Source organism: Nostoc sp. UIC 10630 (assembly GCF_010747425.1).
GTDB lineage: Bacteria > Cyanobacteriota > Cyanobacteriia > Cyanobacteriales > Nostocaceae > Nostoc.
Map to the genome: position 1 here is coordinate 16,442 of NZ_JAAGOG010000102.1, position 12,217 is coordinate 28,658.

General features: G+C 39.4%; 11 protein-coding genes. 5 read left to right on the forward strand and 6 right to left on the reverse strand.

Translation table 11 applies throughout. From position 1 onward, the window contains the following. Positions 1-111: 111 nt before the first annotated feature. The 3 genes from G1O98_RS21960 (at position 112) to G1O98_RS21970 (ending at position 2,541) form a co-directional block, all read left to right on the forward strand. Positions 112-633 (forward strand): photosystem I assembly protein Ycf3, encoded by a 522-nt coding sequence (locus tag G1O98_RS21960; protein ID WP_012409902.1) that lies wholly within the window; start codon positions 112-114, stop codon positions 631-633. A gap of 83 nt (positions 634-716) precedes the next feature. Further along, complete coding sequence (gatC, locus tag G1O98_RS21965; protein WP_163931772.1) at positions 717-1,010, forward strand: Asp-tRNA(Asn)/Glu-tRNA(Gln) amidotransferase subunit GatC; 294 nt, start codon at positions 717-719, stop codon at positions 1,008-1,010. 1,018 nt (positions 1,011-2,028) lie between these two features. Then, entirely contained in the window at positions 2,029-2,541 is a 513-nt protein-coding gene (locus tag G1O98_RS21970) for a hypothetical protein (protein WP_163931775.1), read from the forward strand. A gap of 165 nt (positions 2,542-2,706) precedes the next feature. Here the strand turns inward: G1O98_RS21970 and G1O98_RS21975 are convergent, their stop codons facing one another. Together G1O98_RS21975 and G1O98_RS21980 are read right to left on the reverse strand one after the other, a co-directional pair. Then, complete coding sequence (locus G1O98_RS21975; protein WP_163931799.1) at positions 2,707-3,489, reverse strand: peptidylprolyl isomerase; 783 nt, start codon at positions 3,487-3,489, stop codon at positions 2,707-2,709. Positions 3,490-3,870: 381 nt separating this feature from the next. After that, positions 3,871-5,418: an HlyD family efflux transporter periplasmic adaptor subunit gene (locus G1O98_RS21980; RefSeq protein ID WP_163931777.1), complete on the reverse strand. Its 1,548-nt coding sequence runs from the start codon at positions 5,416-5,418 to the stop codon at positions 3,871-3,873. 95 nt (positions 5,419-5,513) lie between these two features. Between G1O98_RS21980 and G1O98_RS21985 the strand changes: the two genes are divergently transcribed. Beyond that, the gene (locus tag G1O98_RS21985) at positions 5,514-5,927 is read left to right on the forward strand and encodes a hypothetical protein (protein ID WP_163931780.1); all 414 of its coding nucleotides are present in this window, start codon (positions 5,514-5,516) and stop codon (positions 5,925-5,927) included. On the opposite strand, the gene G1O98_RS21990 is transcribed toward G1O98_RS21985, so the two are convergent. The 3 genes from G1O98_RS21990 to G1O98_RS22000 form a co-directional block, all read right to left on the reverse strand. Further along, positions 5,900-8,974 (reverse strand): peptidase domain-containing ABC transporter, encoded by a 3,075-nt coding sequence (locus G1O98_RS21990; protein WP_163931783.1) that lies wholly within the window; start codon positions 8,972-8,974, stop codon positions 5,900-5,902. The genes G1O98_RS21985 and G1O98_RS21990 overlap by 28 nt on opposite strands. 21 nt (positions 8,975-8,995) lie before the next feature. Further along, entirely contained in the window at positions 8,996-9,595 is a 600-nt protein-coding gene (locus tag G1O98_RS21995) for a helix-turn-helix domain-containing protein (RefSeq protein WP_163931786.1), read from the reverse strand. Positions 9,596-10,818: 1,223 nt separating this feature from the next. Further along, positions 10,819-10,983, reverse strand: a complete 165-nt coding sequence (locus G1O98_RS22000) for a hypothetical protein (RefSeq protein ID WP_163931789.1) — start codon at positions 10,981-10,983, stop codon at positions 10,819-10,821. A gap of 85 nt (positions 10,984-11,068) precedes the next feature. Between G1O98_RS22000 and G1O98_RS22005 the strand changes: the two genes are divergently transcribed. Then, positions 11,069-11,716, forward strand: a complete 648-nt coding sequence (locus G1O98_RS22005) for a Uma2 family endonuclease (RefSeq protein WP_163931801.1) — start codon at positions 11,069-11,071, stop codon at positions 11,714-11,716. Between the two features lie 144 nt (positions 11,717-11,860). On the opposite strand, the gene rpmB is transcribed toward G1O98_RS22005, so the two are convergent. After that, positions 11,861-12,097: a 50S ribosomal protein L28 gene (rpmB, locus tag G1O98_RS22010; protein ID WP_114082227.1), complete on the reverse strand. Its 237-nt coding sequence runs from the start codon at positions 12,095-12,097 to the stop codon at positions 11,861-11,863. Positions 12,098-12,217: the final 120 nt, after the last annotated feature.

Genomic DNA, 12,217 nt, shown 5'->3' on the forward strand with positions numbered 1-12,217 from the left:
TTGCAGTAAGTTTTTCCTCTCTGCCCCTTTGCACTTCTACCTATTGTGCCTAGCCCAATGCCCAATGCCCCATACCCAATGCCCCATACCTAGTAATACCCAGAGACAAATATGCCAAGAACACAAAAAAACGATAATTTTGTTGACAAATCCTTTACAGTGATGGCAGATATCATCTTGAAGATCCTGCCAACCAACAAAAAAGCTAAAGAAGCGTTTGTTTATTATCGAGATGGCATGTCGGCCCAAGCAGAAGGGGAATATGCTGAAGCATTGGAGTACTATGAAGAAGCTTTAACATTAGAGGAAGATACCAACGATCGCGGTTATATTCTCTACAACATGGGGCTAATCTATGCCAGCAACGGCGACCACAACAAAGCTTTAGAACTCTATCACCAGGCAATTGAGTTAAACCCACGCTTACCCCAAGCCTTGAACAATATAGCTGTGATTTATCACTACCAAGGCGAAAAGGAAAAAGAAGCTGGAGATAACGAGGCTGGCGAAGCACTCTTTGACCAAGCCGCAGACTATTGGATTCGAGCTATTCGCATGGCTCCCAATAACTACATCGAAGCCCAAAACTGGTTGAAAACCACCGGGCGATCGCAGATTGACGTATTCTTTTAGTCATTAGTCATTAGTTCTTTGTCACTTGCTCAGGACTAATGACCAATTAAAAATGACAAATGACCAATGACAAATAACAATTTATGATTGACCAAGAACAAGTTCATAAAGTAGCTAATCTGGCTCGTTTAGAGTTGACTCCAGAAGAAGAGAAACAATTTACTACGCAATTAGGAAGTATTCTGGATTATATTCGACAGTTGGATGAGCTGGATGTCAGTAATGTACCCCCAACAACACGGGCCATTGATGTTAGTAATATCACACGAGAGGATGAATTGCAACCCTATGCTAATCGTGAAAGTATTCTTAACAGTGCGCCTGAACAGGAAGGCGAATTTTTCAAAGTTCCAAAAATTCTTAACAGCAATGAGTAAGTAATAAGACTGTTGAGCAGAGAAAATAATTGCAAAAAAATCTAGATTAGTTATTTTATATCTGGGTAATCAAGAGACAATTAAAACATCCTGGACATAAATCAGTTGTTTTGTTTGATCTGCAATATTTTGTTTGTGAGTTACTATCACAATAGTCATTCACTGCTCGCTCAATTCTGATAGCAAATTCATCACTTCTTGGGATATTTTGCTATCTAATGCAACCGTCGGTTCATCTGTTATAACTAAAGTCAGCTTATTGACTGACCTTCAGAAAGTTGATTTGGGTGGTTAAAGATTCGTTCTGTTGCAGTAATCTCACCCTTATCAGTGATTTTTCAGTGCGATTCCGTCTTTGATAGATAAATTAATACCTTTAAGTATAGGAATATTAACTTTCCCTAAATAATATTTTTTGTAATAGATTCTAGATAAATTTCGAGTAGTTAGCTATGGCTGCAATGTTGTTCGTTAACCTCAAATCCAGACCGCATTAAGTATAAATACTTAATGGTTTCGATAAACATTTAAGGTATTTTTGTAAAATAAATACATACTACATTTTGAAGTCCGGTCTCTGGGTTATAACAGAAGCCGATATTAGGATACACTGGCTTTTGAATACATCGAAAGTTCAGCAGGAACTTTGTTTTTTACTGCTGGTGACTTATTGCCAGTATCCTATCATCTTTTGCTGTATGAAACTTACTTCAAGCTACGGGAAGTCTCCCTCAAGAAGGTTTCTTAGCATCCAAAACGACTCTCACTGTTTTAAGGCTATAGCCTTAGAATATTTACAAGCTTTGCTTACGAATTAGCTGTCTCTAGAAAAAGTACTGATTTTGCTTTCTAAGCTGACATTACACCCGTCTATATGCGGATTTATGTAGCTTAATAACAAATTAGCGGATTCATTAATATTAAGCCTGTTTTACTATTTAGTTCCTTATCCTGATTTATTAGACAGCTAGAGTGTTCATTTCACTTTGTTCAATAGCTTTTAGCCCTTATCGCTCCCATGCTGACTCATCACCGCAAGCCCGTGTGCTTATCACTTATTTCCACTGACCTACCAATCTGGTCTGTTGTCGAAACTGCTGCGACATTGTATCAAAAAGATACTGATAGATTCCATTTGCTGCTAACTGCACCGCCCCTAATAAGCTGCGAAGTCGAGAGTGTCGTAAGTCCAGAGAATACGCTTCCCCAAAGTAAGAGCAAAGCTTACGCCCCTAACAGTCCGAGAATTTTGTGGCTAGAGATTTCCCCTTATCGAGTCATCATGACTATGCAAGGTAACGCTCAAGTGAGTTACCGTCACTTTTGGGAACAGGGCGTTTATGGTATTAGTCGCTATTGGTTGCCAACTGAGTCGTTGCAACCTAACGACCCTATTCGGTTACGAAATTTTACTAGTAGCCTAACTCTCAACGGACATCCTTTACCAGAGCATTTGCGTCTGGAATATGAATTGTGGGCAGAAAAAGTCCAGTTAGGATGCTACATACTTAATTTGGAAATTAAACACTGATATTTAAGGGGATTGGGTACAGATTATTCTCTATTAGCTGGCACCTCTCCCCTAACGTCAATACTTGTAGCAATCCTATCTTAGAACAGTGGCATGGTTGCGTTGCGTAAGAGATTGGCTGCAACCAGAAAAGCGCTAAAGCCACCACAAATGATAGTGATGGTATTAAGCCTGTATTAAAACATCTTTAGATACTTTAGAACTAGCATCCTTTGTGAGCTTTGTTACTATTTCCATAGCAGCAGTTTGTGACTTTAACCAATTAGTAAACAAGTCTCCAATGATTTTCAGTCGTCTTTGTTCGTCTAATTGAGGTTTAATGATTTCCTCAACTGCAATTATATGCACTCCTTTGGGAGTAGTTATTGGCTTGAGAATTTGTGGGGGATTAGCAGCAAAGATGGCTGCTGCAATCTCCGGTCTAAAATCAGTGCGTAGACGTATTCCTTGATATCCTCCAGCCCGGCGTATTTCGGTATTTTGAATGTATTGACGGGCAATTTGTTGAAAACTAATTTCCCCTTCTTGCAGCGCATAAAATAGTTCTAGTGCTAAATCTTCATCATCTAATACAACTTCATAAGTGACTGCTGCAATGTAATCGAGTTGGTGTGCATAAAAAAATTGTTCAGCTTTGTCTGCAAATAAATGATTTGCTAATTTGGCTGAGAGAAGGTTGTTTTCGGCTATTGCTTCAAAGTCGTCTAAAGAAAGATGATATTTTTCTAACCACGCCCAAGTATCTTCTGCTTTGAGCAGTTGGTTGGCTAAACGCAGGCTATCTGCTGCGCGTTGCAGTTCTTCTAAACCAATTTGAATACCTGCCTTTTTCGCTTCCTGCTCAATAATTTTTCTGGTTGCGATCGACTCTAATACATTAGGGATTTGGCAAGCAAGTTTTATGTGGTCAAGAATATCATCAGGAGAAACAGTCAATACATTTGACATCATTTAATTCCTCCAATGGCTAACCTAAATCATTAGGATATTATCAGGATTAATCGGACAATATTAATTATATCTGTACTATAATTTTCAGATTTAATTATTTATTGCCTCTGTCTAATAGTAGCCTTAATATTTAATTTTGTGCGATTGTGAAAATCTTTTTATAAAATTAATATTTTTGCATTAAGATTATAAATATCAGCAAAAGACATAAGTAATTAAAAATTAAGATAAAATAATTGTTCAAATACAAGTTAGTAATGCTTGATAGAAATTGAACCATGAAGCTCACCCCGACTTTTTTAATAAGTCGGGGTTCTTGTTGTTCATGCTCTAAGCTACAGTTTAATTACCTGAAAATTGCTGTAAGTTGGCAATTTTCTAAAGCTCCAAACCACCTTGTTGTAACTTCTTAAACGGATCTAAAATAAAATCTACGATCCGGCGTTGGCGGATAACCACCTCTGCACTTGCAGTTTGACCTGGTGTTAGAGGGATACGTTTGTTGGCAGTTTGGATATAAGGCTGAAGTAGGGAGATTTCCAATTCATAGGTTTCGATGTTACCTTGATTCGTCGTTTGAACTTTCGAGTTAGGCGAAATCCAGCTAACGCGGCCTTGCACTACCCCATAATCTTGGAAGGGATAAGCATCAAATTTGATTTTAACTGGCATTCCTACCTTTAAAAAACCACTTTGTTGACTAGGCATCTGCGCTTTGAGAATCAAAGGAGTATTGTTGGGCGCAATTTGGGCAAGCATCTGTCCTGGTTCTACTACAGATCCTGGTTTGTGGATAGGCAACTCGAAAACTGTACCATCAACAGGCGATCGCACTATTCGTTGTTGCATCTGTAGCTGTAAAGATGCAATCTGGCTTCCTGTTTGAGCAATTTCTGATTGCAGGTTAGTAATTTGTCCTTGTAAATCTTTAAGCTGTTCCTGATTTTTCAGCACCGCTAGTCTACCTGCTTGTACCACACTGCGATAGCTGCTTTGCTGTTCTTGCAGACTAAGTTTTGCCTGCTGAATATCTGAAAGGGCTTGACCCATCAACGACTGATAGCGGTTAAGTTCTTCTTTGAAGCGCAACTGTGCTTGTGTGATATCAGATTTTGCTTGTTCCTGTAAGCGTTGACTTTCTTCTGCAATCTTTTCTAATTCCACAACTTTGATTTGGGGAATTGCACCTTGCCGCAAAAGCTGGCGATAACGCGCAACTTCTGTGACATCTCGGCTGAAACGACTCTTCGCTAACTTTTGAGCAATTTGGGTAGAACTGATATTCTGGCTAGCTTGTTGCACTAAAGCCAATTTTTCTAGTCTTTGTGAGTTATAGGTACTCTGTTTAGCATCAAGATTTTGCTGTACCTGACTAACTTGAGCAAGTTTTTCTAATTCTTGGGATTTATTTTGTTGTTCTTGGATGTTAATCGTCAAGATAATTTGGTTTTTCAGGAGATCCAGTTGCGATCGCCGATTCAATAAACCTTCCAGTTTTGTCTGCACCTGCTGCAAATCGGTTCGCAGCACATCAGACTCTAATTGAACTAGAATCTGTCCTGCTTTTACAGTTGAGCCTTCTTTGACATTGACGGCGGTAATGCTACCAGTAACTGGACTATCTAATTTTTGGGTTGCTCCTTCAGGTTCCATGCGTCCTCTGGCGCTCCCTGTTTCATCAACTTTAGAAAGCATTGCCCAAGGTAAGATAATTCCAGCAAAGCCTACTAGTAAATACAACATGGAGCGCGTCCAGAGTTTTGGTAAGGCATCTAGCAGTTCCTCGGTGCCGTAAAACCAATCGTTTGCTTCAGATGTTTTTTGTGTCTGAGGATTAAAGATGGCATTTGTGTCTTCCACCAAGTGAAATTCAGTTGATTTTGGGATGGCGAAAGCGGATGATGAATTATTAGATGGGTTTGGCATAAGAATTGGACGTTGGGGATTAGGGACAGGCTAATTTGTAATTAGGACTGGATTGGAGATTTTGAGTATTTGGGGTAGATGAATCCAGTTCAAAGGTGGATGAACGAGTATTTGGGGTAGATGAATCCAGTTCAAAGGTGGATGAACGAGTATCTGAGGTGGATAAATCCAGTTCAAAGGTAGATGAACGAGTATCTGAGGTGGATGAATCCAGTTCAAAGATGGATGAACGAGTATCTGAGGTGGATGAATCCAGTTCAAAGGTAGATGAACGAGTATCTGAGGTGGATGAATCCAGTTCAAAGATGGATGAACGAGTATCTGAGGTGGATGAATCCAGTTCAAAGGTAGATGAACGAGTATCTGAGGTGGATGAATCCAGTTCAAAGATGGATGAACGAGTATCTGAGGTGGATGAATCCAGTTCAAAGGTGGATGAACGAATATCTAATTTCCTTCATCCCCTATTTCTGAGTCCCTTTCAACCTGTCTGCGCTAGTTGTTGCTGATTGAGATAAAAATAATGTCCTTTTTTAGCGATTAATTGCTCGTGAGTGCCGCTTTCGACCAAAATGCCCCGATCTAAAACCAAAATTAAGTCAGCATTACGCACTGTAGAGAGACGATGAGCAATAATTAAACTTGTGCGTCCTTGAAGAATTTTTGTCAGGTTGTGCTGAATAATCCGCTCAGATTCAGCGTCTAAGTGACTGGTTGCTTCATCGAATATCAAGAAGCAGGGGTTTCCTAACAAAGCACGAGCGATCGCTAGGCGTTGGCGTTGTCCACCAGATAACATACCCCCACCTTCACCAATTTGGGTTTCGTAGCCCATTGGCATTAGCTTAATAAACTCATCTGCTCCTGCTAGCCGCGCCGCTTCAATAATTTCTTCTTGCGAAACTTCTGGATGAGCAATGCTGATATTCTCCTGAATCGTACCGCCAAACAAAAAGGTATCTTGGTCTACAACGCCAATTTGGGAGCGGAGCGATCGCAGAGAAATATTAGTCAAATCTTGACCATCAATCAAAATTTTGCCATCCGTCGGCAGATATAGCCCTAAAATCAGTTTGGAGAGGGTTGTTTTTCCAGAACCACTACGCCCCACAACTGCTATAGTTTGCTCAGGTTTGATTTCAAAACTGAGGTTTTCTAACACATTAATCTCACTTTCTGGATGATAACGAAAAGTCACATTTTCAAATAAAATATGACCGCGTAAACTACTTAAAGTCTGACGTGGTTGAAATTGTAAATCTTCTTCTGGCTCTGCTTCTAAAACATCATTAATTCGCTCGGTGGAAATGATCACTTCTTGCAACTGATTCCACAAGACAACGAGTCGTTGGAAAGGTCGAATAACGTTTCCTAACAACATATTGAAGGCAATTAATTGTCCAATGGTTAGTTGATTTTGAATTACCTGCCATGCACCAAACCAAAGTAATCCTGTAGTAACTAGTGATTCGATACTAGAACTAAAAATTTGTAGTTGGTTACTAATTACCTGTCCGCTAAAGGTCTTTTTAATGACATTATTCAGCAGTTCTTCCCAATGCCATCGGACTGTTTGCTCAATTGCCATTGAGCGAACTGAGCGAATACCCGTGAGAGATTGAATTAAATAACTGTTTTCTTTAGCCGAAGCATTAAAAACTTCGCGGCTAATGCGACGCAAAAAAGGTGTAGCGACTAGCGCCAAGAATACAAAAGGCGGAACGATCGCTAAACTGAACAATGCCATTTGCCAGCTATACCAAAACATCAATGCCAGATAGACAAATACTGTCATCAAATCCAAACCAATAGATAGTGCTTCTCCAGTTAAGAAACGCTGAATTTTTTGATTTTCTTGGACGCGAGAGACAATATCGCCAACGTACCGTGACTCAAAAAAAGCTAGGGGCAAGCGAAAGGTATGCTTAATAAAACCTACCAGCAGTGTTAGTGACAGACGATTGGCTGTGTGATCTAGTAGATATTGCCGCAGTCCATTCAGAGCAACGCGGAAAAAACCAAAAATTAGTAAGCCTAAACCAACGGCGTTTAAAGTTAAAGTACTACCCTGGACAATTACTCGGTCTAACAGTAGCTGGGTAAATAGAGGTGTAACTAGTCCAAACACCTGAATCAACACCGAAGCGAGAAACACTTCTAACAGTACTTGCGAGTGAGGCTTGACTAAATCAAAAAACTGCCAAAATGCTGTAGTCGCTTCTTGGGTTTCTTTGAGTAAGTCTGTGGGTTGTAATAACAGGGCGTAACCAGTCCAACCGGCTTTAAATTCGCTAGCGGTAAGGGTACGTTGACCAATGGCGGGGTCGCCAATAATCACCCGTTTTTTATTGACTTCATAAACGACAACATAGTGCTTACCTTCCCAGTGAGCGATCGCAGGCAAGGGTTGTTGGGCTAGTTTATCGAAGCTAGCTTTCACCGGACGGGTAGAAAAGCCGATACTTTCTGCGGCGGCTGTCAAACCCCGCATTGATGCCCCACTACGACTAACGTTAGTTAAATCTCGGATGCGGTTGACATTAAAGCGCTTCCCCCAATAGCGACTAATCATCACCAGACAAGATGCTCCACAGTCAGAGGCGCTTTGTTGTTCAAAAAACGGATACCGTTTAGTCAAGCGTCCCAACCAATGCCCAGCCTTTACTTTTGGGCTAGGAAAGTACGGTCGTTGTTTCCTTTGCTTTTGTTTTGGCTCAATGTTAGAAATTGGGAATTGGGGATTGGGAATTGGGGATTGGGAAAAGTTTTTTCTGGTTCCCAGCCCCAAATCTCCACTCTCCAGGACAGTTTGAGGCTCTTGGGAATCTATCAACTCTGTTAATTGCGGCCAGTGTTGTAGGGCTGTTTGCCAATCCGCATTACTCAAACTGTAAGCGATCGCTGATTGCGCTACCTGCAAACTTCCGTCTTTGGGATTCACGTATATGTTTCCAGGTGTCAATCTTCGCCCATGAGAATCCAGCAGTTCGCCCCGATACAGCAACCAAAGCTTGATATCTTTAGTGAGATTGGCACTCAAAGAACCACTTTCTAGATTGTGTCGCTCAAATAGAGATAGCGCTTTGAATGTCTCCTCAACGGAGCCATTATGCCCAATTAAGGAGTTGTAACAACATAACAGCAGCAAATCCCAGACCTCTGCGCGTCTTAAAAGGCGATCGCGGACACTAAGCGATGTCTGAATTACCTCTTGTAAAGTCTCTTGGTTGATATAGCAAAGCTTTAAGTTTGCCGAAGCTCTAGCCACATAAGGACTGAATTCCTTTTCTGGAAATAAAGTCAACTCGCCAAATGACGCTCCAGAAAAGAGAGTAGTAATTAAATTATTAGAGCTATCCAGCAGCCTGACTTTACCACTCAGGACAATATAAATTCCTGTGTCAGTTGTAGTTGCTTGCCAAAACTGCTTTGCTATTTGTGGTTCGACAATCTTCAGCCCTCTAAGACACGTATCAAGTTCTTCCTTTGACAGCGACTTACCTAAGACTTGGGTAATTTGTTCAGCTAAATATTGCTGGGAAAACGCTGATGGCATTTTCTAACCTCCAAAACAGTATTAGTTATTGGTCTGAATTAGATTAAATGACCAATGCAAACTAGATTCAGAGTTAGATTGCAAGTCGCAGATTGTAATACCAGCATCTTTATTTTTATCAGTTTCTTGTGGACAAGAATTTTTGCGCTTAGTAGAAAGTCCCATTTTTTTTAGCAGCCGATTAACATGGCGATCGGTAATTGCAATGCCAAATTCATTTGCTAAATGTTTACTTAACCATTGTGCTGTCCAACAGCTAAATGCGTAACCATATTCACGCGGACTATTACTTACCAATTCTTTCAAGCGTTCAATATATTGATCGTTAACAGTTTTTGGTCTACCTATCGGTCGCTCATTCCATTTATGTGCTAAACCTGCCTCTGCTAAACCAATCCAGTACCGTGCCATTTCCTGAGAACAACTTAAGATTTCACAGATTTGGCTTTGAGATTTACCTTTATCAGCAAGTAACATAATTTCAATCCGCCGACGATATTCTGGTTGTAAATTAGCTTGCAGGTTTTTCAGCAGTGCCTTCCGTTGGAAAGGTGTTAAGAACTTACTCTCATGCATGTCATAGCATTCAAAAGCTTTCTCTTGACTGAAATTTTCTGACATAATTTTTATCAGTTTTTACCAAGTATCAAACGTGGGCAAACGTGTCTTTTGCAACTGTTTTTAGTCCTGAGATACCAGGATTTACAACTGCAAATTAATTGAGCCTAGAAGGTTAATTAAATATTGACGTGGTGTGCAAATAGCGACAGGTATATATACCCCTAATATTCTGATGATTTAGGAGCGATATTACTGTCTTGATTCAGGTTTTAATAAATTAAAATTGGACGTTAATGGTCTTCACTTGGAATAAAAATACTTCAAACAATTAAACCAATCACTTGTTAGCCGCTAAAACTTGACAGATTTTCCTGAAGCCCGGTGCAATAATGGTATTGGTTAAGACCATTACCCCTAGTTGATGGTAATAGGTAAACACTTTCAAGGCTTCGGGTAGCCCTTATATTGATGATTTTACTGAGTTTTACAATACGGTTTATAGCTTAACCTACTAATATTTAAGTAGGTTAAGTTTTGATTACCAACAAAAAATTGGATCTTGTTTCGTTAATGGGAAGCGAAAAACATTCAAGGTCAGGTATGAATAAGAATCTACTTCTTAGACTATCTAAAACTAGTGGCTTTCTCATCAGTAGATAGTCCTAAATTTGAACCTAATTCGAAGAAAATTGCAACGCCGAAGTGACAGTTACCCAATCTTTATCTTAATCTACTATTCCTTATTTAAAGATAATCTTACATCTAGTAAATAGCTTTCATAGAAAATAAAAAATATTTATCAAAACTTGATAATAGTTTTACTAAAATATTACAAATCATCGGAATAAAAAAAGTAAGAGTTTAACATAGAGTTTCCGCTTTAATAAAAATTGCTCATTTAAAATTTATTATCGGAACAAATGGCAAGATACCTAACTCATTGGTTTCTAAAAAATACAGGATTTTTATGAGTTTATATTAAGTCTACATCTGCCCATAGTAGGAAAACTACATCCCTTACTATCTGCCATATATATGATATATATCTCTATCTATAGTATGAAAATATTCTAGTTTGGCAAAAAAGCATTTCTAGACGTATTTACGACTAATTTGCTCTAGCTAAAGACAGGTTTTACTAAATTTTTGAAAAAGTTGACAGTTTCCTCTGGTTCAAGAAATATTTTTGCAAGATCATTCATTAGTTTTTGGCTTAGTATATTTAGATACTTATAGAAAGTGTGCTTACCCTTAAGTCCTTTCAAATTAAATAATTTCCTTCTCTATCTGGAAATGACTGAGGACAAATTGTAGTAACCAATAGAAACTAAATCAGGAACTAAAACCTCTGGAGTCCCCAGAGGTTTTTTCTTTAAACTATGCTCCCCTGCTGACGCTTCTATGAGGAGTTGGGTGATATCCGACAACAAGCTGCGGCGTGTAAGCATTCGACAATTCGATACAAGCAAAAATTGTCGCAATGAATTAGTAGAGTAAGCTAAATTTAGATATAAGCTACTGGGAGTGGAGATGATGTTGTTGGAATTAAAGCGCATCCATGTTCCACCAGGACAAAGAGTGTTACTGCGAGATGTAACCTGGCAGGAATTGGAAACAATTCTAGAGGATTTAGGGGAACACCGTGTAGCACGAATTGCTTATGACAGGGGAATACTGGAGATTATGGCACCACTGCCAGAACATGAATATGATAAAGAAATTATTGGCGATTTAGTCAAAGCGCTTCTGGAAGAGCTAAATACTGAGTTCATCAGTCTTGGTTCTACAACTTTCAAAAACCAAGTAATGGCTCAAGGTATAGAACCTGACCAGTGTTTCTATATAAAAAATGAATCTAAGATTCGTGGGAAGAAGCGTCTAGATTTAACAGTAGACCCCCCTCCAGATTTAGCTATAGAAGTTGACATTACTTCTCGCACTCATCCTAATATTTATGAAGCATTAAAAGTACCTGAGCTTTGGCGTTTTAACGAAGGAAAGCTCCAAATTAATGTTCTAGAAAATGAGCATTATGTAGAGTCTCAGCAAAGCCTAAATTTTCCTCAATTTAAACTAGGTGAAGCGATTACTCAATATCTTGAGCAAACTATAACCGAAGGCAGAAATGCAACATTCAAAGCTTTTCGTCTTTGGGTACAAAAGCAGATACAACAGGGATAATTCGTAATTCAGAATTAATTTTGGGTAATGAGCCGCCTAACACTAACTTCAGTCTGATTTTGGTAGGGAACCAGGATGAACAGCGGCCAAAGCCGCTTATCCTGTCTCCCGTACATAGTCTCAGGTTATCAAATACCAGGTTACTTAGTAATGATTGAGATTAATACCAGCTTCTTTCGCCATTGCTTCTAACCCTTTGACTTCTAGGGTTTTAATTGCTTTGGTAGACAGCTTTAATTTTACCCAACGATTTCCGCCTGCCCACCAAACACGCTTGCTTTGCAGATTGGCGTGCTGAAGGCGTTTTGTGCGACGGTGGGAGTGGGAAACAGCAAAAGCGTTATTTGCCTTCTTACCAGTTAGTTCACAGCGACGAGACATAGCAAGTATCTCCAGATTGTTATTTTAATACAGCCTTTCCATTCTATGTCTTAGACTTCTGTTGTCTAAGACATAGAATGGAAAGGCTGTATTAAAATAACAATCTGGAGATACTTGCTA

What these genes read in the sequence shown, in the direction of transcription:
- G1O98_RS21960 (WP_012409902.1), top strand. Translation starts at nt 112, where the DNA reads ATGCCAAGAACACAAAAAAACGATAATTTTGTTGACAAATCCTTTACA.
- gatC (WP_163931772.1), top strand. Translation starts at nt 717, where the DNA reads ATGATTGACCAAGAACAAGTTCATAAAGTAGCTAATCTGGCTCGTTTA.
- G1O98_RS21970 (WP_163931775.1), top strand. Translation starts at nt 2,029, where the DNA reads ATGCTGACTCATCACCGCAAGCCCGTGTGCTTATCACTTATTTCCACT.
- G1O98_RS21975 (WP_163931799.1), bottom strand. Translation starts at nt 3,489, where the DNA reads ATGTCAAATGTATTGACTGTTTCTCCTGATGATATTCTTGACCACATA.
- G1O98_RS21980 (WP_163931777.1), bottom strand. Translation starts at nt 5,418, where the DNA reads ATGCCAAACCCATCTAATAATTCATCATCCGCTTTCGCCATCCCAAAA.
- G1O98_RS21990 (WP_163931783.1), bottom strand. Translation starts at nt 8,974, where the DNA reads ATGCCATCAGCGTTTTCCCAGCAATATTTAGCTGAACAAATTACCCAA.
- G1O98_RS21995 (WP_163931786.1), bottom strand. Translation starts at nt 9,595, where the DNA reads ATGTCAGAAAATTTCAGTCAAGAGAAAGCTTTTGAATGCTATGACATG.
- G1O98_RS22000 (WP_163931789.1), bottom strand. Translation starts at nt 10,983, where the DNA reads ATGCTTACACGCCGCAGCTTGTTGTCGGATATCACCCAACTCCTCATA.
- G1O98_RS22005 (WP_163931801.1), top strand. Translation starts at nt 11,069, where the DNA reads ATGTTGTTGGAATTAAAGCGCATCCATGTTCCACCAGGACAAAGAGTG.
- rpmB (WP_114082227.1), bottom strand. Translation starts at nt 12,097, where the DNA reads ATGTCTCGTCGCTGTGAACTAACTGGTAAGAAGGCAAATAACGCTTTT.